The organism is Ruegeria lacuscaerulensis (assembly GCF_013031245.1).
Classification (GTDB): Bacteria; Pseudomonadota; Alphaproteobacteria; order Rhodobacterales; family Rhodobacteraceae; genus Ruegeria; species Ruegeria lacuscaerulensis_C.
Genome location: NZ_WPZL01000005.1, coordinates 104,418 through 124,725 on the forward strand (window position 1 = coordinate 104,418; position 20,308 = coordinate 124,725).

Here is a 20,308-nt window from a genome sequence, read left to right on the forward strand (position 1 = left end):
CCATGATCGAGCACGGACATAGCCAGCAGGAAATCTCGGAACGGATCAATGCGCCGCCAGGCCGGGGCGTCCTGCGGGACGTGGTTTATGGCGGTATCGACGGTTCGGTGACAACATTTGCCATTGTTGCAGGGGTTGCGGGGGCGGGCTTGTCGTCGTTCGTGATCGTGGCGCTGGGGCTGGCCAACGTCCTGGCAGACGGGTTTTCGATGGCAGCCGGGAATTACTCAGCCACCAAGGCGGAGTTGGATAATATCCGTCGCATCCGCGTCATCGAAGAGCGTCACATAAAACTTTATCCTGACGGCGAGCGTCGTGAGGTGCATGAGATTCTGGCGCAAAAAGGGTTGTCAGGCCGCATTCTGGACGAAGCCACCGATGAGATCACGGCAAACCATGACAATTGGGTAAACTTGATGATCGAGGGCGAATACGGGTTGGGCAGCGTTGATCCCAACCCGATCAAGGCGGCGACTGCAACATTTTTAGCCTTTCTCGTGGCCGGAATGGTTCCTCTGTTGCCGTTCTTGTTGTCAGTGGATCAGGCTTTTGCCGTTTCTGCCTGGATGACCATGGGTGTGTTCTTTGCCATTGGTGCTTTGAAAAGCCGTTGGTCATTGGCGCCGTGGTGGCGGTCCGGGTTCGAGACCCTGCTGATCGGCGGAGCCGCAGCATCAATCGCTTATCTTGTGGGATCTCTCTTTCACCCCTAGGGGCCAAGATTGTCGCAGATTGTGTGGATTGGCTGGTCATGGCAGTCTCAGTCGCTAGTCTGTCGGAAGCAGATTCAAGAGATTGTGCGACTTTTGCTGATTTCCGACAAAAACGTACTTGTTTTAGGGGCTTATGGGTTTATCGGGGCGGCCGTAACTCGGTCGCTTCAGTCCGAAGGCGCGCGGGTTTCGGCCTTTGTGCGCAGCGGGAAAACAGGGGCTCAGGTCTTGCCGGGTATGACACTGGTGCATGGTGATCTGCGGACCTGTCTGCAACCTCGGGACTGGAATGCCACCTTGTCTGGTATCGATTGTGTCGTGAACTGCGCCGGTGCATTGCAGGATGGCCCTGCGGATGATCTGGAAGCTGTTCACCACATTGCCATTGCGGCTTTGGGGAAGGCCTGCGCTGAGAAGAACATCGCCGTGGTTCAGATTTCAGCTATCGGAGCGTCCCCGGGTGCAAAGACGGATTTCATGCGGACCAAGGTCGCGGGTGATGACGCGCTGCGATCCTGCGGCATCCCATTGTGGATTCTCAGGCCGGGTCTGGTCATCGGACAATCCGACTACGGTGGGACGGCTCTGCTGCGTATGTTGGCGGCGGTTCCACTGGTACAACCAATCGCGTATCCGAAGGCCCCGGTCCAGTGCGTAGGTATGCCGGACCTGTGCCAAGCGGTTGCGGCGGCTGTGGCCGGAGAGTTGCCGCAAGGCACATACGATCTGGTTGAGGACGAGCCAACTCCGCTGTCCGGTGTTCTGGACGAGACGCGCCGCTGGATGGGTTTTCCATCCGCACTGGTCACCATCAATGCGCCTGGTACGATGTCGGTTTTGGTCTTGCGTTGCGCCGACGCGCTTGGTCACCTGGGGTGGCGCTCGCCCCTGAGAAGCAACGCGATGACACTCATGGCCGAAGGTGTGACCGGAGACCCGGAACCTTACCGCATGGCCACTGGCCAATCGCTGACGCCTTTACTACAAATCTATGCCGGCTTGATCTGTTCGCGGGAACACAGGCTGGCGGCGCGGATGTCTTTGTTGCTGCCGCCGGTCGTCGCTGTGCTCAGCCTTTTCTGGGTATTGTCCGGCTTGCTCGGTCTGTTCGGCCTCTCACAGGCGACGTCGGTATTGACCGGCGCAGGTTGGGGCGCAGGGATAGCAACCGCCAGTGTGGTGTTCTGGTCGATCATCGATATTGCGCTGGGTCTTGCCATTCTATGGCGTCCCTGGGCCGAACGCGCTTGTCTGGCGCAGTTTGGGATCGCCCTGTTCTACCTAATCGCAGCGAGTATTACTGTTCCGGGATTGTGGCTGGACCCGTTGGGCCCGTTAATCAAAGTATTGCCTGCAATGAGTTTGTCGCTTGTCGCCATGGGCCATGTTGCAGAGCCGCTGATGGACCCTGATCTGATCCTGCGTTGGTTGCACATAATCGGAGCCTGCGTTTTGCTTGGCACAGGTGCCGGTATCGCGTTCTTTATGCTGGCTGCGCATCGTTCGCGCGACCCTCGGTTTATCGCGCAGACGGCCAGCACAGTGGTTCTTGCCGATTTTTTGTTCACGACAACGGCTGTCGTCCTGCAACCGATCACCGGCGCCCTGCTGGCGTGGCGGTTGGGATGGTCGTTCAGCGAAGGCTGGATTGCGCTGTCGCTGGCACTTTATGCCATGGCCGGGCTGTTCTGGTTGCCGGTTGTGTGGATACAGATAAAAATGCGCGGACTGGCACGGCTGGCCGCAGAGAATGAAGCTCCGCTGCCCGCGCTTTATCACCGTCTGTTCCGAATTTGGTTTGCCAGCGGGTTTCCCGCCTTTGCGGCAGTGTTGGCCATTATCTGGTTGATGATCGCCCGACCGGCGATTGGCTGGGGTTAGCCCGGGAGTCAGCCCCCTCGAATCTACTGGAATTTCTGACTGTTACAGAATGTAAGCCTCGGGTAGCCTGACGTCGAAACCACTCGGAGAGCCCTTTGGAATCGCTGCTTGTTCTCGTCGGACTGATTGTACTGGCCATTCCGGTGGCCGTCGTTGTTCTGCTGGTGGGGCAGGCGCGGTTGCGTCGCCGGGTTGACCAGCTTGAGCGGCACATCCTGTCACTTGGGGGTGACAAGCCGGCTGGACTGGCAGTGCCACCCCGGTCAGAACGCCCGAAATCCACTGAACGGCCGGACAAAAAGTCGAAACCCGCCCCATGGTCTGCCGCCAAGGCTGGTAGGACCAAGGAGACGCGGCCGAAATCACTGCCACAACAGGGTCCACCCGCAGCGGTCGTGTTTCGCGAGGATCGCATTACGGCCTTGACGGCCTGGCTGCGTGAGAACTGGTTCTATGCGGTCTCGGCCCTGTCGCTGGCGCTGGCGGGTATTTTCCTTGTCCAATATGGCGTCGAGAATGGCTTGCTGCCTCCATCCGCGCGCGTGATCGCGGCCTTGGCGTTCGGTGCGGCTCTGATCGTTTCGGGCGAAATCATCCGGCGCAGGTACGGAGACGACGAGACCTCGGCCACCGCCTATTTGCCATCGGTGTTTTCAGGGGCCGGATTGGTCACGCTGTTCGGCGGCGTTCTGGCTGCCCGGCAGCTATATGACCTGATTGGTCCCGAGACAGCATTGGCGGCAATGATCTGCGTCGCGCTGCTGGGGCTTGTGCTGGGATGGTTCCACGGTCCTTTGCTGGCTGCAGTCGGCTTGATCGGAGCCTTTTCTGCCCCCTTCGTCGTGGGAGGATCCTCGGACGATCCAAACTGGCTATACGGGTATTTCTTTGTAATCACCGTGCTGGGTTTAGGCATCGATACGGTGCGGCGCTGGGCATGGATATCGGTTTTGACGCTATTCGGGGCCTACTCCGCGTGCCTGTTACTGGTGCTGTCGTCCCCTTTGACCGAGCCGGGATACCTGACCTGCGTGGCGGCGCTGGCGGTGATCGCCATAGCAGTTCCTGTCCGGCGGATCTGGCCCAATCACGCCGGACTAATGATTTCTGAGACCATTCGGCACAAAAAGGGTGAACCGTGGCCAGAGTTTCCGACACGGTTGGGTTTTGGCGCGATAGCCGTCAGTTCGGCGATTCTGTCCCTGCATTGGCCGGATTCCGCGGGTGAGTTCTGGTTGGGCATCGCTTTGCTGTCAGGCCTGACACTTGCATTGCTTCTTTGGGCCAGGGGTGCGGAGGCCTTGCAGGATGCGACCGTGTTTCCAGCCCTGGGCCTCGTCTGGTTCGTTCTTGCCCATGGTCTTGATTACGGTGTGGTGCTGCGTCAGTTCGCTGAAACATACGCAGAGACACCCGAGGCTGATTACCCGTGGGTCATCACGACTTTAACGGCGTTGGGGGCGGTTTTCTCGGTGCTCGCTGTCTGGCGGTCGATGCATGCAAACCGATACGCAGCAGTTTGGGCCGGCGCGGCCGCTGTTTTCGCGCCTGTGATGGCAATCGCGCTTGAAGTCGGCTGGCACCCGGCCGAGGTTATCGGTGCTTACGCCTGGGCGCTGCACGCTATTGCGTTGGGTGTATTGATGGTTGTCTTCGCTGAACGTTTTGCGCGGGTTGACGGCGAGGACCGGATGCGCGCTGCTCTGTCTACGTTATCTGCACTATCCTGTCTGGCCTTTGCCTGCGTCATTGTCCTCAGTTCAGCGGCGCTGACGATCGCGCTGGTTGCGACCATTGTTGTTGCCGCTGCGCTGGACCGCAAATTCACGCTGCCCCAGATGAGTTGGTTCATCTGGGCCGGGGTCTTCACGGTTACGGTGCGTTTGGTTCTGAACCCGGGTCTGGTCTGGGCAAGCTCCGCACCTGTGGTTGAGATGGCATTGGTCTACGGTGCGGCCACCATCGGATTCCTTGCAGGCTGGTGGTTGCTCAGGCCGTTGCGACGTCCTGTGGCCGTGCTGCTGCTGGAAAGCGCGGCCTGGGCGACGGGGGGCATATTGCTGTCGCTGCTTCTTGAGAGATGGTTGCAAAGCTTTGGTGAGGGCAATGCCACCAACAGCCACTGGGGATTAGGGCTGCTGGCAGTCATCTGGTTGCTATTGGCATTTGCGCAGGTTCAAAGATTCGAACTGGGCGGGAAGCTGAATTATGCGCGTTACCTGTTCGCAGCGTTTTTTGCGGGGCATGGCCTATTCCGTTTGGGGCAGGCGGTTACGGAAGCAAACCCGTTGCTTAACCTGCATGCCGGGCCAGTGCTGGGGCCGCCAGTGTTGAATACCCTCGCAGTGGCGTATCTGCTGCCTGCGCTGGCAATCGGGTTCTCAGCCTGGAGAATCACGTCCACGCCAATATGGCTGAAACAAGCAAGTAATTGTCTGGCCGGAGCGCTTGCGGCTTTGTGGCTGGGGCTGACCATACGCCATGTCTGGCAGGGCGCTGACGGCATGTATGAAGGCAACGGTGTCACTCAGCCCGAACTTTACACCTATACCATGGCACTGTTGGTCATTGGGGCGATGCTGTTCTATCAATCGCTTGCCCGCCGGTCCGATGTAATGCGCAAGGCAGGTCTGGCAGTGATCGGTTTGGCCGTAGCCAAAGTTTTCCTGATCGATATTGCGGGTCTGGGCGGTCTGATCCGGGTGTTTTCACTGTTGGCGCTTGGGCTTGCGTTGGCCGGTCTCGCCTGGCTGAACCGCTGGGCTAAACTGCGCCATTCGCCGCAGACGGCAGAACCTCTGGACCATTAGGCGTGGGCATCTTATAAGCCCGCCATGTATGACCGTTTGGCCATCATTATTCGAATTATATCCCCGGCGCTCTGATATCGCGAGACGCCGGGCAAAGGTGCTTGAGAACTCGCACTGACCGCTTCGATCCAAACACGACCAGATCATCCTGAGGACGCCCCCAATGTGCGCCGACACGACCCAAACACCTGATTACAAAGACACGCTGAACCTTCCCAAAACCGAGTTTCCCATGCGCGCCGGCCTGCCCAAGCGCGAGCCCAGCTGGCTGGAGCGGTGGGAAAAGATCGGTGTTTACGACCGCCTGCGCGAAAAAGAGGGGCGGAAACCGTTCACTCTGCATGACGGACCGCCCTACGCCAACGGCCACCTGCATATCGGTCACGCGCTGAACAAGACGATCAAGGATATGATCGTCCGCAGCCATCAGATGATGGGTTTCGACGCGCGCTATGTGCCCGGCTGGGACTGCCACGGTTTGCCGATCGAATGGAAGATCGAGGAACAGTATCGCAAGAAGGGCAAGAACAAGGACGAGGTGAACATCGTCGACTTCCGTCAGGAATGCCGCAAGTTCGCCGAGGGCTGGATCGACATCCAGCGCGATGAGTTCAAGCGCCTGGGCATCACCGGCAACTGGCCCGATCCCTACATCACGATGGACTATCACGCCGAAGCGGTGATCGCCGACGAGTTCATGAAGTTCCTGATGAACGGCACGCTCTATCAGGGCTCGAAGCCCGTGATGTGGTCGCCCATCGAGAAAACCGCGCTGGCCGAAGCCGAGGTCGAGTATCACGACAAGGAAAGCTTCACCATCTGGGTGAAATTTAAGGTCGCGAATGCAGGCGATCTGGATGGCGCCTTTGTGGTTATCTGGACCACCACGCCCTGGACCATGCCGTCGAACAAGGCGGTCGTATACGGCAAGGACATCTCTTACGGCCTTTACGAAGTCACTGGCACGCCGGATGAGTGTTGGGCCAGCGTCGGTGACAAGTTCCTGCTGGCGGACAATCTGGCCGCCGACGTGCTAGGACGCGCGCGTCTGAACGACGATCAATGGACCCGCGTGCGCGACGTGACCACCGATGAACTGGAAGGTGTCCAGTTGACCCATCCGCTGGCCGGGGCCGAGGGTGGCAATGGTGAATGGGACGACATCCGCGACTTCCGCGCCGCTGACTTCGTGACCGATACCGAAGGTACCGGCTTTGTCCACTGTGCGCCGTCGCACGGGATGGAGGAATTTGAGCTTTACCGCGATCTGGGAATGCTCGAGCAGGTCATCACCTATAACGTGATGGATGACGGCAGTTTCCGCGCCGATCTGCCGTTCTTTGGTGGCAAATTCATCCTGTCCCGCAAAGGCGGTGAGGGCGACGCCAACAAGGCGGTCATCGACAAGCTGGTCGAGGTCGGCGGGCTGCTGGCGCGCGGCAAGATCAAGCATAGCTATCCGCATTCGTGGCGCTCCAAAGCTCCGATCATCTACCGCAACACACCGCAGTGGTTCGCATCCGTTGACCGCAAGCTGGACGATGGCATGGGTGAGATGGGCGACACCATCCGCGAACGCGCCCTGCGTTCGATCGACGAACTGGTAAAGTGGACGCCGCAAACCGGCCGCAACCGCCTGTATTCGATGATCGAAGCCCGCCCGGACTGGGTTCTGTCGCGCCAGCGCGCCTGGGGCGTGCCGCTGACCTGTTTCACCAAGAAAGGGGCTTTGCCCACTGACGCGGATTACCTGCTGCGAAACGAAGACCTGAACGCCCGCATCAAGGCGGCGTTCGAGAAGGACGGCGCGGATATCTGGTACACCGAGGGATTCAAAGAGCAGGTGCTGGACGGCATCGCCGACCCCGGCGACTACGATCAGGTCTTTGACGTGCTTGATGTGTGGTTCGATTCTGGCTCGACCCACGCTTTTGTCCTGCGCGACCGCGAGGATGGCACCGAGGACGGTATCGCGGACGTCTACATGGAGGGCACCGACCAGCATCGCGGCTGGTTCCATTCCTCGATGTTGCAGGCATGCGGCACCAAGGGTCGCGCACCGTATCGCAATGTGGTGACCCACGGGTTCACGCTGGATGCCAAGGGCAACAAGATGTCCAAGTCGCTGGGCAACACCATCGTGCCGGAAGAAGTCATCAAACAATACGGCGCCGACATCCTGCGCCTTTGGGTGGCCCAGACCGACTATACTGCCGATCAGCGGATCGGGCCGGAAATCCTGAAAGGAACTGCTGACAGCTATCGCCGCCTGCGCAATACCATGCGGTTCATGCTGGGATCGCTGGCTGATTTCACCGAGGCAGACCGAGTGGATCCGGCGGAAATGCCGCGTCTGGAACGCTGGGTGCTCAGCCGTCTGGCCGAGTTGGATGAGCAGGTGCGCAAGGGCTATGCATCCTTTGATTTCCAGGGTGTGTTCAGTGCTGTTTTCACTTTTGCGACCGTTGATCTGTCGTCCTTCTACTTCGACGTCCGCAAGGATGCGCTCTACTGCGACGGCGACAACTTGCGCCGCCGCGCCGCACGCACCGTGCTGGACATCCTGTTCCATCGCCTGACAACGTGGCTGGCCCCCGTGCTGGTTTTCACAATGGAAGAGGTCTGGCTGGAACGCTTCCCGGCTGACGACAACTCGGTCCATCTGGTCGATTTCCCGGATACGCTGGCCGAGTGGCGCGACGAGGAACTGGAAACCAACATGGCCAAGGTCCGCCGTGTTCGCCGCGCTGTGACCGCCGCGCTTGAAGTGCAGCGTCAGGACAAAGTGATCGGCTCCAGCCTCGAAGCTGCGCCGATCGTGCATGTCGAAGATGCGGATACCCGCGCCCTGCTGGCGACCTTCGACGTGGATGACATGTGCATCACCTCGGGTCTGACCGTCACCGGTGATCCGGCACCGGCCGAGGCGTTCCGCGTTCCCGAAATCGAGGGCGTCGCGGTGCTGTTCGAAAAAGCCGAAGGCGAAAAGTGTCAGCGCTGTTGGAAAATCCTACCAGATGTCGGCCGCCACGCGCATGATGGTGTCTGCGGACGCTGCGACGATGCGCTGAGCTAATCTTTAAACCCCCGGCCAATCCGCCGGGGGTTTTTCGTTCACCGCTTGCCTCGGCTTCGGTGATCTGAAACGGTATGTCCATGCCGATGATCGCAGTTGAAACCCAGTTTGGCCGCCTTGGTATCGAAGAAACCGACGGAGCCATCACACGTCTTGTGTGGAATGGCCATGACGACGGGCCGGACACGCCATTGTTGCAAGAGGCGGCGGCACAATTGACGGCTTATGATCAAGGCAAGCTAGATCGGTTTGACCTGCCTTACAGGGTCGCCGGGTCGGACTTTCAGCGCCAGGTTTGCGACCTGGTGTATGCCATCCCGTTGGGCGAAACCCGCACCTACGGTGACATCGCGAAAGAACTGGGCCAGCCGCCGCAGCCGGTGGGTCAAGCCTGTGGCGCCAATCCCATTCCCGTGATTATCCCCTGTCATCGGGTGCTGTCCGCCAACGGTCTGGGCGGGTTCTCCGGCGAGGGCGGGGTCGAGACCAAAGTCGCTCTGTTGCGCCATGAACGGGCGGCGGGTCTGCTGATCTGAGCGACGGATTTCTGTTGCAATCCCGTTGCTTGAGGCCCAATTTGTATCAGATAGAGAATTTGAAGGATCGCTTTGAATGACCGCCCAAACAGACCCGGCCGCCCGTAAGAAGGTAATTATCGACCGCCTGATGTCGCTGGAAGAGCAGGAACTTGCGACCGCGCAGGCCCATTACGATGCGTTTCTGAAGGATTCTCAACTGGATGATCGTGAGGGGCATGACAAGGATGATATCGCCTCCTCGCGCGAGAATGCGGACTTGGCGGCAGCCTTTGATGCGCCCGTCCACGCTCATCACGCCAAAATCGACGTAATCGAAAATACCGATTTCAGCGTGACCGATACCGTGCAACCCGGCGCTGTTGTCAAGTTCAATAACCGCCGCTTCGTGGTTTGTGTCTCGACCACCCGGTTTGAGGTGGACGGAAAGACCTATATGGGTATTTCAACCCAGAGCCCGATCTACCTGGCTATGGTTGGCCTGCAGGTAGGTGACGTTTTCACCCATAATGGGGTTGAATTCGAGGTTCAGGAGGTCTTGTAGTTTCGGCTTTTGCGCGGCGGAATGATCTGTTGTGCGATCCCGGCCGACACCAGATACAAGCTTGTAATTACCAGCCCCCAATGCGCCCAGCTTTCCGGGTGGAAATCGACCCACGCGGCCCAACCAGCAAAGAACGTCCACGCCAATGCCATGGGGAGGGTCAAGTTGCGCCAGCGTTCCGTGCGCACAGGGTGCACGAATTTCAGCGGCAGGAACATCGCCAGCGACAGCAGCGAGACCAGCAGCAAGATGACCCAGAAATTGGGCTCCAGCGCGAAGATCACGATCACGAACATGTTCCAGCATCCCGGAAAGCCAGAAAACGAGTTGTCCTTGGTCTTCATACGCGTGTCGGCAAAATACATCGCGCTGGCAAAGGTGATGACGATGATGGCAAACCAGCCGGTCCAACCGTCCATCAGCCCGGACTTGAACAGTGCGAAAGCCGGAATGAACACATAGGTCAGATAGTCGATGATCAGATCCAGCAACACTCCGTCAAATTCAGGCGCGTTCTTCTTGACGTGATAGTGACGCGCCAGAGGGCCATCGATGCCGTCAACTATGAACGAGACGACCAGCCACAAATACATCAGGCTCCATTTTTCTTCGACAGCGGCCAGCATGGCGAGCATGGCAAAAACAGCACCAGTGGCGGTAAAGAGGTGGACGGACAGTGCTTTGAATCTGAGGGTCATCCAAGTGTCTTGGACGATGAGCGCGTCAGATGCAAACCAAAAGCCCGTTGGTGCGGACCTGAACCGTGCAAGCCTGGCTATTGACTGTGCTTGAACCTCAGAATCCCGAGAAATTTCTTGTTTGATGAGGAGTTGTGGCAAATCGGCCGTATCGAGGAAACTATTCTCTGACGAGAAATAGAGATGACATTGTTGATCCAAGGTTGAAATTGTATCGCTAACACCTGAGCGACAAAAACAAAAAAACTCTCTAGAATAGGTCAAATAGGAAAATCGCACCTCTCTCTTGTTATGCTGTCCCTGATTTGTGGGGCATGCGCGACTAGGCAGGAAAGCATTCTCAAAGCAAAAGGCAGCGTCCATAATGTCGAGTTTGTTTAAAACGGTGCGCAGCAGGGCATTGTTGGGTTTCGGGCGACAAGCATTCGTGTTTCGCGGGGCGGGAACTCCAGCATTCCTGCTTCCTGTGAGCTTGAGGGGGAAGGTTTCAACGCCAACTTCACCACACCGGCCCTAGTGAACCCACCGAGCTACGGAAAGGATTCGAAACGCATTCAGTAAGCGTGTCCGGTGGGCGAAAAACCTCATTCGCGGACACTTGAACCCAAAAATATTTCGGCCGAAAACCGGAAGGCAAATGCGGTCGGAGCAGGTGTGCTGGTCGGTGGTGTTCTGGGCGGAGCCTTGGCCGGTGCCGTGACCGACGGCAAAGAAGGCGATGCCTACAGTTATAAGCCAATCACACTGAAAGTAGATTAAATCAGGCCTTTGGATGCGCGCGGTTGTAGACTTCCATCAACCGCGCCGTGTCGACTGCGGTGTAGGCTTGTGTAGTCGACAGAGAAGCGTGGCCCAACAGTTCCTGAATGGCGCGAAGGTCGCCTCCGGCGGACAAAAGATGCGTGGCAAAACTGTGCCGTAAAGCATGCGGTGTCGCTGTTGCAGGCAGGCCGAGTTGCATCCGGGCTTTGGCCATCACGCCCTGAATGGCTCGTGGGTTCAGCGGACCGCCGCGCACGCCGCGAAACAGGGCTTTGTCCCTGGCCTGCGGGTGCGGACAAAGGCGCAGGTAATGGTCCACTGCCGCGCGGGCCGCGGGAAGAACCGGAACGATCCGCTCTTTGCCGCCTTTGCCGACAATTCGCAGAGTCTCGGGAAGCGGCGCATCGGCACCAGTCAGGGAAAGCGCTTCGGAAATGCGCAGTCCGCAACCGTAGAGCAACGTGACCACGGCCACGTCACGGGCCGAGACCCAGTCATTGGTGGATTGCAGTTCAACCGTTTCGATCATGGCCCGGGCGGCGTCTTCGGCCAGCGGGCGCGGCAGTTTCTTGGTGAACTTCGGCGCACGGGTGGACAGGACGGCGGTGGGTTCGAACCCCTCACGCTCGGACAGCCAGCGATAAAAGCTTTTGACGGCCGAGAGCTTGCGGGCCAGCGACCGCGCGCCCACGCCCGACGCGCGTTGATCTGCCATCCAGGCGCGCATGTCCGATACAGTGATCCGAGCCAGAGCTGCCAGCCCCTGACGTTCACTATAATGCAGGGTCATGAAGGACAAAAAATCGGTGACATCACCGCGATAAGCGGTTTGCGTGTTCTCGGATCGCCCGGCCAGCGCCCCCAAACTGTCCAGCCAATGCTGCAACGCATCGCGGCAGGCTGGAGAGATCAGGCTCACGACAACCAGTGGCGCATCGAGCGTTCGAACACGCCGGTAAAAAACGTAAGCAGATCCGTTCCCAATTGCGGTGTAAAGTGATTTGGGTCTTTGGCCCCCATGACGATCATGCCGGGCAAACGGCCTTCACCCAGATTCAGCCTGAGACAAGCCTCGGACCGGAGCTGGCCAGCCATCGCGCCAAAAATTGTGGGATTTGGGTGCCGGACCGGGCGCAGCACCACCTCGCGCGCGGGGCCGCCGCGATCCTGGCTCAGATACGCATCAATCACGCCCGGTTCGACCACGGTGAGTACGCCGCCCAGCTTTTCTATGGCCGGGTCTTCCTGCATAACCGTTGTTTCAAGAACCAGAGTGATGTGATCCACCCTCAGAATTTCGGCGACTTCTTCACCGAGTGTGCGCAGGAAATCCTCGAACTCCACCGGCTCCAGCAATCGGAGGATGGCGCGATGTACCTGATTGGTGCCGGCGAGGTTTTCATAGGCTGCGGCAATGACCGAGCGGTGAGTATCCTCCAACCGGTCCAGCCGATCTTCAAGCCGTTTCATTGCGATGCCGCGCAGATCGATGACATTATCACCGCGTGCCTGTTCGTTTGCGGCGACCAGCGCCTGCATCAGATCCTTGTCGTCCAGCACCGCGTCCGGTTTGGCCAGAATCGCGGCGCGGAGATTATCCTTGAGTGTGGTGTTGCTGCTCATGTCCCGTCCCGTGCGGTGTTTTTTTTGTTGGGTGGCTTATAACACGGGTTGCCGGAATTGCCTTGGGAAAAATGCGCGTAAAGGTGGAATTCATTTGCCGTGTGATGGGACTGCTCCCGCCTGCAAAACCCTGATCTCAGATCAGGGTCTGGCAGTTGGGCCGGGCGCGGCGCCTGACGGCACCGCACGGTTTCTTGGGGTGTCAGAGGATTTTCTGACCCGTCTTGGCCCAGTCGGTCAGGAATGTTTCCAGACCTTTGTCCGTCAGCGGGTGATCGGCCAGTTTCTTGATAACGGCAGGCGGCGCGGTGATGACGTCGGCGCCGATGCGCGCGCTGTCAGTGACGTGGTTCACGCTGCGGATCGAGGCGGCAAGGATTTCAGTCTCGAACCCGTAATTGTCATAGACCTGCCGGATATCGGCGATCAGATCCATTCCGTCGAGGTTGATGTCGTCCAGTCGGCCAATGAAGGGCGAGATGAAGGTCGCGCCAGCTTTGGCGGCCAGAATCGCCTGGTTGGTTGAAAAGCAGAGCGTGACATTGACCATCTGGCCTTCGTCAGTCAGCGTTTTGCAGGCTTTCAGACCGGCCCAGGTCAGCGGCACTTTGACCGCAATATTGGGCGCGATCTTGGCCAGCTTGCGGCCTTCCGCGATCATGTCGTCGGCCTCAGTCGCGACCACTTCGGCAGAAACGGGTCCGTCGACCAGATCGCAGATCTCTTTTGTCACTTCCAGAATGTCGCGGCCCGATTTCAGGATCAGTGAGGGGTTTGTTGTCACACCGTCCACCATGCCAAGATCGTTCAGTTCGGCGATGGCGTCGATCTCGGCTGTGTCTACGAAGAATTTCATGAGGGCAGTCCTTTGATGGGTTGGCCTTGGTCGCGGATGCCTTTACCTCAAAGAGACAAATGCTGAAACCCCCCGGCCCAAGGATATGCATTGAGCACTCAGGAGTATTTCGATCAAGGAGAGCTGGTGGCGGTGCTGACCGCGCAACCGCTGGACCGGACGCTGGATTACAAGGCGCCCGAGGGCGGGTGTTTTCTGGGCGCGTTTGTCGAGGTGCCCTTGGGGCCTCGCAAAGTGTTGGGCGTGGTTTGGGGGCCGGGGCAAGGGGGTTTTGATCTCAGCAAAGCCCGGTCGGTGATCCGGGTACTTGAGGTCGCGCCGATGCGCGAAGAGATGCGGGTGTTTCTGGGCAAGGTGGCCGATTACACGCTGACGCCGATGCCCGCAATGCTGCGTCTGGCTACGCGCGCGCCGGGCCTGAGCGATCCGCCGTCGATGCGCAAGATATACCGGTTGGGAGCGGGCGAACCGGACAGGATGACGGATGCGCGCCTGCGCGTGCTGGAGGTATTACGCGACTATGGCGGGCTGGCCTTTACGCTAAAGGAGTTGGCGGAACAGGCCGCGGTGACGTCATCGGTTGTGAAAGGTCTGGTGAAACAAGGCGCGGTTCAGAAAGAGGATAGCCCACGCGATCTGCCCTATCCGCATCTGGAACCGGATTTGCCGGGGAAAGACCTGACAGATGATCAGGCGGCGGCGGTTGCGAAACTGCAGGCTGCGCTGCGCACGGGCGATTATGGCACGACATTGCTGAAGGGCGTGACGGGCTCGGGCAAGACCGAGGTCTATCTGGAAGCCGTGGCCGAAACGCTGCGGATGGGGCGGCAGGCGCTGGTCCTGTTGCCCGAAATCGCTTTGACAGCGGAATTCCTTACTCGGGTCGAGGCGCGGTTTGGCGCGCGCCCTGCGGAATGGCATTCAGGCGCGACCATGACTGAGCGTCGCCGGGTCTGGCGTATGGTTGGGCAGGGGGATGCGCAGCTGGTCGTTGGCGCGAGGTCGGCGCTGTTCTTGCCGTTCCGTAATCTTGGGTTGGTGGTGGTCGATGAGGAGCATGACACCTCTTACAAGCAAGAGGACGGCGTGCATTACAGCGCGCGCGACATGGCTGTGCTGCGTTCAGCGATTTGCGGGGCGCGGGTGGTTCTGGCCAGCGCGACGCCCTCGCTGGAGAGTTGGGCGAATGCCGAGGCGGGCAAGTATGACCGGCTCGATCTGACTTCGCGGTTCGGAGCAGCGGTGCTGCCCGATATGAAGCCCATCGACATGCGGGCGGAACAGATGCAGCCGGGAACGTGGATATCCCCGTCCCTGCGGCAGGCGGTGCGGCAGCGGATCGAAAAGGGCGAGCAGTCGCTGCTGTTCATCAACCGCCGTGGCTATGCGCCAGTGACCCTGTGTCGGGCCTGTGGTGAGCAGATCGCCTGTGATCATTGCGACGCGCGGATGGTCGAGCACCGGTTTCTGAAGCGTCTGATGTGCCACCAATGCGGTGAGACGAAACCGATGCCCGAGACTTGCCCGTCCTGCGGGGCTGAGGGCAAACTGGCGCCGGTCGGACCGGGGATCGAGCGGCTGGCCGAAGAGGCCGAAGCGACTTTCCCCGAGGCGAAGATCGCGATGCTCAGTTCCGATCTGTTCGGGTCCGCGCGGGCCTTGAAGGCCAAGATCGAAGAGATTGCGGAAGGTGATGCGGATATCGTCATCGGTACGCAGTTGGTGGCCAAGGGACATAACTTTCCCAAACTGACTCTGGTGGGCGTAATCGACGCCGATCTCAGCCTGCACGGGGCAGACCTGCGGGCGGCAGAGCGTACGTTCCAGCTGATGCGTCAGGTGGCGGGGCGCGCGGGCCGGGCGGACAAGCCGGGGCAGGCGCTGTTGCAGACATTTCAGCCCGAACACCCTGTGATCCGAGCCATCCTTTCCGGTGATGAGGAAGGGTTCTGGAAAGCCGAAGCCGCCGGTCGGCAGGCGGCAGGCGTGCCGCCTTATGGCCGTATGGCCGGGATCGTACTGTCAGGGCCAGAAGTTGGACCGGTATTCGATATCGGCAATGCCATGGCGCGAAACGACATGCCCCTGCGCCAGATAGGGGCGCAGGTCTTTGGCCCCGCCCCAGCCCCCATCGCGCGTATTCGGGGACGGCATCGGGTGCGGTTGCTGGTCAAAGCGCCAAAAGGTGCGCCAATACAGGATGCCATCGCGCGTTGGATCGCGCCCCTGCGCCTGAAAGGCGACCTCCGCCTGACCGTCGATATCGACCCGCAGAGCTTTTACTGATCTCCGCATCCGCGCAGACCCATTGTGCGCCAGCCGGATTGCACTCGCCAAATCGAAGAAATGGGCGTAGAGGACTCTCATGCTGAAACCCATGCCGCTCTCCGAGGCGCAGAGCCTTCCGTTCTGGCGCCGCCCGGTCACGCTCTTGTTCGTGATGGCACTGACCATGCCCATCGCCTTTAACGCGTGGAGCGCGCTGCTGAACAACTTCGTCATCGAAGTGGCGAGTTTCGACGGGGCGGATATCGGCCTGCTGCACACGGTACGTGAGATTCCGGGCTTTCTGGCCATTGGTGTGATCGCGGTGATCATTTTCATTCGCGAACAGGTGCTGGCGATGATTTCGCTGATGATGCTGGGTGTGGCAACCGCTGTGACTGCGTGGTTTCCCAGCCTTGGCGGGCTGCTGTTCGTGACCTTGTTCAGCTCGATCGGTTTTCATTATTACGAAACAGTCAACCAGTCGCTGCAACTGCAATGGCTGCCCAAGGATCGGGCGCCGCAGGTTCTGGGCTGGTTGGTGGCCATGGGCTCGGCAGCCACGGCAGTTGTCTATGGCCTGATTGTGCTGACCTGGGATCGGTTCGATCTGTCCTATAACTTCGTGTTCATGGCTGCGGGCGGCGTGACGGTCCTTTTGGCACTGTTTTGCCTGATTGCTTATCCGCAATTCGATGCGCCCACTCCGCAGACCAAGAAAATCGTCCTACGCAAACGCTATTGGCTGTATTACGCGTTGCAGTTCATGGCTGGCGCGCGGCGGCAAATCTTTGTGGTGTTTGCAGGCTTCATGATGGTCGAGAAATTCGGGTTCGAGGTGCACGAGTTGACCAGCCTCTACCTGATCAACCTGATGATCAACATGGTGGCCGCGCCCATGTTGGGCAAGGCTGTGGCGCGGTTTGGCGAACGGCGCACCCTGATCTTTGAATATGCCGGACTGGCCACCGTCTTTGCGGCTTACGGCGGTATCTACTGGTTTGGCTGGGGTGTGGTATTGGCGGCAATTCTGTATGTGATCGACCATGTGCTGTTCGCCCTGGCCCTGGCATTGAAGACCTACTTCCAGAAGATCGCCGACCCGGCGGACATCGCGCCAACGGCCGCGGTTGCGTTTACGATCAATCACATCGCGGCAGTATTCCTGCCTGCGCTGCTGGGTCTGCTATGGGTAGTCTCGCCAGGGGCTGTCTTTGCTCTGGCGGCCGCCATGGCGTTGGTGTCGCTGGCCCTGTCGCTGCTGATCCCGCGCCATCCTGAAAGGGGAAACGAGACCGTCCTGTCGAATTACGCCCCTGCGCCCGCGGAATAAGCGGCAAAGCTTGACCTTGGCGGGCCCGCGCCCTAGGCGCTGTTTCAACTGACACAGGAGGCCCTCATGCCCACATTTACCGCGCTTACCACTCTGACCGGCAAAAAGGCCGCCGAAGGGCTTGGCGAAGCGATGGAGCGTCTGGACCCGGAACCCACTGGCGTGGGCGTTTTTGAAGTCGAGGACGGTTCGGGCCTGTGGGAAGTCGGCGGGTATTTCACCGAAACGCCGGACGACACCGCGCTGGCCGTACTGGCCGCTGCGTTCGAGGCCAAACCGTTCGTGGTGTCCGAGTTGCCCGAAACCGACTGGGTCGCGCATGTGCGCCGCGAACTGGCTCCGGTCGAGGCCGGGCGGTTCTATGTTTATGGCAGCCATGACGCTGACAAACTGCCCGCAGGGCGCATTCCGCTGCTGATCGAGGCCGCGATGGCCTTTGGTACCGGTCACCACGGCACCACGCTGGGATGCCTCAAAGCGCTGGACCATCTTCTGGAAGACGGTTTTGAGGCCAACAAGGTGGCCGATATCGGCTGTGGCACCGCCGTTCTGGCGATGGCCGCCGCGCGTGTCTGGGATGGGGACATCATCGCCAGCGATATCGACGAGGTCGCAGTTGATGTGGCTGATGCAAATCTGAAGGCTAACGGAATGTCCGGTCAGGTGCGCTGTGTCGAAGCGGCAGGATTCGACCATCCAGATCTGCAATCGCACGCCCCTTACGACCTGATTTTTGCCAATATTCTCAAAGGCCCTCTAGTGGCGTTGTCCCCCGAAATCGGTGCGAATCTACGGGGCGGCGGGTATGCGATCCTGTCGGGAATCCTCAATGAACAGGCTGATGACGTGGTCTCGGTTTATTTACAGAATGGGTTCAATCTGGCCAAAAGAGACGAAATTGGAGAGTGGACGACGCTAATCTTAAGCAAACAGGGCTTAAATTAGGCCATTTGCAGGAGTTTCGTGGATTCCTGCCTCTTTTTTGTCGCAATCTCTAAATACCGTCATAACGTGGATTCGGGGGCGGTTTTTTGGAGGCTGCCATGACGGGAAAACAATTGGAGTTCGATCAGCGCGTTCATCGCCTGAACAAAAAGCACGCCAAGCTTAGTCGGGGCTATCGCGCAACCATGCGCAAGGACGGTCTTGTGGTGATGAAGCCTCAGCGGGTCAAGTCTGCTGTGCCGGCAAAAGTTCTGCTGATGTGCTTATGCGGTTTGTTCGTGTTCAAGACCTTTTTGCTGACGAGCCTTGGACCGCCGGCTTATCAATATCGGGTCGACAGTCTGGCCCAGGGAACCTCTGTTGAAAAAGCCGGAGCTTGGATGATGCAGATCGATCCGGTCTCTGAGTTCCTGGCAGCTCAGCTCACCACATATATTCCCTGGATCAGCCAACTCTGACGACAAACGCCGCGCACCTTTCGATGCACGGCGTTTTTCTTTTGCCCCAAGGGAGGAAAGGGGCGTCTGAGTGGTGGTCGTATTCGTTCTTACCGGCGACCTTCAGCCACGACGTCAATATCGCCGCGGACCAGGCCGATATCTTCCAGCTCGCGATCTGTAAGACCGCTCAGCGCGTTACGGGTTACGCGGGCGTCATTCCATTCGACAACGGCGTTTACGACCGATGCAAATATTGCGCCGATACGGCCAACGAGGCCGAACGAGCCAGTGGTGGTGCGGGTAGTGTCCAGTGCAGCCATATCCTGTTTCCTTCTGGTTAGAGTTACATCTTGATCATCCGATCTGAGCGGCATCTAGTGGTGTCGATTTGACTGTGCAAGTACAGAAATTGCATGTGTCCTATGCGTTTTTTGCAATGCTTATTTTTCATTAAAAACCCTTAATTTACAGGCCATATCTCCTTCAAAAACGTGTCGAAATCAGACATTCCGCTGTCGCAAACTGGCCGTTCTGTCGCCAACGGAACAGGCCTGCCGTTTTCAGGCTTCGGGTCAATTCGCTTGGAAAATGTTCACGCTTCGTGCTAATCCGAAAGAAAGATCACAAAAACCCGAGCAGGCCGAGGCAAAATATGCGGATTTTGGGCATTGATCCGGGGCTCAGGACCCTGGGGTGGGGCGTCATCGAATCGTATGGCAGCCGCCTGAGCCACGTTGCCAATGGATTGTGTAAGTCTGATGGTGACGATTTGGGTGAAAGGTTGTTGTCGCTGCACAACCAGATCGTTGAGGTTATTGCCGAACATCAACCTGACCAGGCAGCCATCGAACAGACCTTCGTCAACAAGGACGGGGCAGGGACGCTGAAACTGGGTCAGGCAAGGGGGGTGGCGCTGCTGACCCTTGCGCAAGCAGGGCTGCCGGTCGGGGAATACGCGCCCAACCGGGTCAAGAAAACGGTTGTTGGTGTCGGCCATGCCGAGAAGGAGCAAATTCTGCACATGGTCAAACTGCAATTGCCGGGCTGTCAGCCCAAGGGGGCGGACGCGGCAGATGCTCTGGCGATTGCCATCTGTCATTCCTATTACGGCTCGGCGCCGCAGGCGCGTATGAAAGAGGTGCGGGCATGATTGGAAAACTGACAGGGCGGCTGGACTATCGCGCGGCTGATCACGTGCTGATTGACGTTCGGGGTGTTGGATACATCGTCTATTGCTCGGACCGGACGATGGCGGCTTTGCCCGGAGTGGGGGAGGCGATCTCGATCTATACGGACATGGTGGTGCGTGAAGACCTGATGCAGCTTTACGGGTTCCTGTCTCTGGTCGAGAAGGAATGGCACCGGCTGTTATGTTCGGTTCAGGGCGTCGGGGCCAAGGTCTCGCTGGCGATCCTCAGCGCGCTGGGGTCGGACGGTGTCAGCCGGGCGATTGCTCTGGGCGACTGGGGGGCGGTTAAGGCGGCCAAAGGGGTTGGGCCGAAGACGGCGCAGCGGATCGTGCTGGACCTCAAAGACAAGGCGCCGGGCGTGATGGCCATGGGCGGAACCGTGACAGAGGCGACGGACGGCCCGGAGTTGGAAGTTGTGGAACTGGCAGAACCCGCACCCATGCCCAAACGGTCGGCGAAACCGGCCTCGGGGTCGGCGGCGGCATCGGCCGGAGCATTGTCGGCGCTGTCCAATCTGGGTTATGGGCCGTCCGATGCGGCCTCGGCCGTGGCCGAGGCGGCAGCCAGCCTGCCTGACGCGGGTGAGGCTGATCTGATCCGCGCCGCTTTGAAGCTGCTTGCTCCGAAAGGGTAAAT

At 59.1% G+C, this 20,308-nt stretch carries 18 protein-coding genes and 1 pseudogene; 14 read left to right on the plus strand and 5 right to left on the minus strand.

From position 1 onward, the window contains the following. Positions 1 to 2: 2 nt before the first annotated feature. From GOX66_RS08710 to GOX66_RS08735, 7 genes and pseudogenes are all read left to right on the plus strand, one after another. Entirely contained in the window at positions 3 to 713 is a 711-nt protein-coding gene (locus GOX66_RS08710) for a VIT1/CCC1 transporter family protein (protein WP_170761647.1), read from the plus strand. Between the two features lie 84 nt (positions 714 to 797). Continuing rightward, a pseudogene (locus GOX66_RS08715) lies at positions 798 to 2,069 on the plus strand (SDR family oxidoreductase); the annotation flags it as partial. Positions 2,070 to 2,114: 45 nt separating this feature from the next. Then, on the plus strand, positions 2,115 to 2,594 hold the full coding sequence (locus tag GOX66_RS26290) for a DUF2269 family protein (protein ID WP_237212550.1): 480 nt from the start codon (positions 2,115 to 2,117) through the stop codon (positions 2,592 to 2,594). Between the two features lie 95 nt (positions 2,595 to 2,689). Continuing rightward, the gene (locus GOX66_RS08720; RefSeq protein WP_170761649.1) at positions 2,690 to 5,404 is read left to right on the plus strand and encodes a DUF2339 domain-containing protein; all 2,715 of its coding nucleotides are present in this window, start codon (positions 2,690 to 2,692) and stop codon (positions 5,402 to 5,404) included. A 163-nt stretch (positions 5,405 to 5,567) separates the two neighbouring features. Next, a complete protein-coding gene (gene ileS, locus GOX66_RS08725; protein ID WP_170761651.1) occupies positions 5,568 to 8,480 on the plus strand; it encodes an isoleucine--tRNA ligase in 2,913 nt (970 codons plus the stop codon). A gap of 80 nt (positions 8,481 to 8,560) precedes the next feature. Beyond that, positions 8,561 to 9,016: a methylated-DNA--[protein]-cysteine S-methyltransferase gene (locus GOX66_RS08730; RefSeq protein WP_170761653.1), complete on the plus strand. Its 456-nt coding sequence runs from the start codon at positions 8,561 to 8,563 to the stop codon at positions 9,014 to 9,016. Positions 9,017 to 9,092: 76 nt separating this feature from the next. Beyond that, positions 9,093 to 9,560: a hypothetical protein gene (locus GOX66_RS08735; RefSeq protein WP_170761654.1), complete on the plus strand. Its 468-nt coding sequence runs from the start codon at positions 9,093 to 9,095 to the stop codon at positions 9,558 to 9,560. Here GOX66_RS08735 and GOX66_RS08740 read toward each other — a convergent pair. Next, positions 9,545 to 10,258, minus strand: a complete 714-nt coding sequence (locus GOX66_RS08740) for a CDP-alcohol phosphatidyltransferase family protein (RefSeq protein WP_170761655.1) — start codon at positions 10,256 to 10,258, stop codon at positions 9,545 to 9,547. The genes GOX66_RS08735 and GOX66_RS08740 overlap by 16 nt on opposite strands. Before the next feature lie 570 nt (positions 10,259 to 10,828). Here GOX66_RS08740 and GOX66_RS08745 point away from each other — a divergent pair. Further along, the gene (locus GOX66_RS08745) at positions 10,829 to 11,017 is read left to right on the plus strand and encodes a hypothetical protein (RefSeq protein WP_170761658.1); all 189 of its coding nucleotides are present in this window, start codon (positions 10,829 to 10,831) and stop codon (positions 11,015 to 11,017) included. A 1-nt stretch (position 11,018) separates the two neighbouring features. Here GOX66_RS08745 and GOX66_RS08750 read toward each other — a convergent pair whose 3' ends face one another. The 3 genes from GOX66_RS08750 to fsa all read right to left on the minus strand — a co-directional run bounded on the left by GOX66_RS08750 (position 11,019) and on the right by fsa (position 13,499). Then, a complete protein-coding gene (locus GOX66_RS08750; RefSeq protein WP_170761660.1) occupies positions 11,019 to 11,939 on the minus strand; it encodes a tyrosine-type recombinase/integrase in 921 nt (306 codons plus the stop codon). Then, positions 11,936 to 12,643 carry a DUF484 family protein gene (locus GOX66_RS08755; protein WP_170761662.1) on the minus strand — a complete coding sequence of 236 codons (708 nt, stop codon included), beginning with the start codon at positions 12,641 to 12,643 and terminating at the stop codon, positions 11,936 to 11,938. The genes GOX66_RS08750 and GOX66_RS08755 overlap by 4 nt, the downstream gene beginning before the upstream one ends. Positions 12,644 to 12,845: 202 nt before the next feature. Beyond that, positions 12,846 to 13,499 (minus strand): fructose-6-phosphate aldolase, encoded by a 654-nt coding sequence (gene fsa, locus GOX66_RS08760; RefSeq protein ID WP_170761664.1) that lies wholly within the window; start codon positions 13,497 to 13,499, stop codon positions 12,846 to 12,848. 90 nt (positions 13,500 to 13,589) lie between these two features. On the opposite strand from fsa, the gene GOX66_RS08765 reads away from it, so the two are divergent. From GOX66_RS08765 to GOX66_RS08780, 4 genes are all read left to right on the plus strand, one after another. Further along, positions 13,590 to 15,785, plus strand: a complete 2,196-nt coding sequence (locus tag GOX66_RS08765) for a primosomal protein N' (protein ID WP_170761665.1) — start codon at positions 13,590 to 13,592, stop codon at positions 15,783 to 15,785. 79 nt (positions 15,786 to 15,864) lie between these two features. Beyond that, the gene (locus GOX66_RS08770) at positions 15,865 to 17,097 is read left to right on the plus strand and encodes an MFS transporter (RefSeq protein ID WP_170761667.1); all 1,233 of its coding nucleotides are present in this window, start codon (positions 15,865 to 15,867) and stop codon (positions 17,095 to 17,097) included. A gap of 66 nt (positions 17,098 to 17,163) precedes the next feature. Next, the gene (locus GOX66_RS08775) at positions 17,164 to 18,042 is read left to right on the plus strand and encodes a 50S ribosomal protein L11 methyltransferase (RefSeq protein ID WP_170761669.1); all 879 of its coding nucleotides are present in this window, start codon (positions 17,164 to 17,166) and stop codon (positions 18,040 to 18,042) included. Positions 18,043 to 18,128: 86 nt separating this feature from the next. Then, the gene (locus GOX66_RS08780) at positions 18,129 to 18,500 is read left to right on the plus strand and encodes a hypothetical protein (RefSeq protein WP_336509461.1); all 372 of its coding nucleotides are present in this window, start codon (positions 18,129 to 18,131) and stop codon (positions 18,498 to 18,500) included. Positions 18,501 to 18,589: 89 nt separating this feature from the next. Here the strand turns inward: GOX66_RS08780 and GOX66_RS08785 are convergent, their stop codons facing one another. After that, positions 18,590 to 18,802, minus strand: coding sequence for a DUF1127 domain-containing protein (locus tag GOX66_RS08785; RefSeq protein ID WP_170761671.1), 213 nt, complete (start codon positions 18,800 to 18,802; stop codon positions 18,590 to 18,592). Between the two features lie 332 nt (positions 18,803 to 19,134). Between GOX66_RS08785 and ruvC the strand changes: the two genes are divergently transcribed. Both ruvC and ruvA read left to right on the plus strand, forming a co-directional pair. After that, positions 19,135 to 19,632, plus strand: coding sequence for a crossover junction endodeoxyribonuclease RuvC (gene ruvC / locus GOX66_RS08790; protein WP_170761673.1), 498 nt, complete (start codon positions 19,135 to 19,137; stop codon positions 19,630 to 19,632). Then, the gene (gene ruvA / locus GOX66_RS08795) at positions 19,629 to 20,306 is read left to right on the plus strand and encodes a Holliday junction branch migration protein RuvA (RefSeq protein ID WP_170761675.1); all 678 of its coding nucleotides are present in this window, start codon (positions 19,629 to 19,631) and stop codon (positions 20,304 to 20,306) included. The genes ruvC and ruvA overlap by 4 nt, the downstream gene beginning before the upstream one ends. Positions 20,307 to 20,308: the final 2 nt, after the last annotated feature.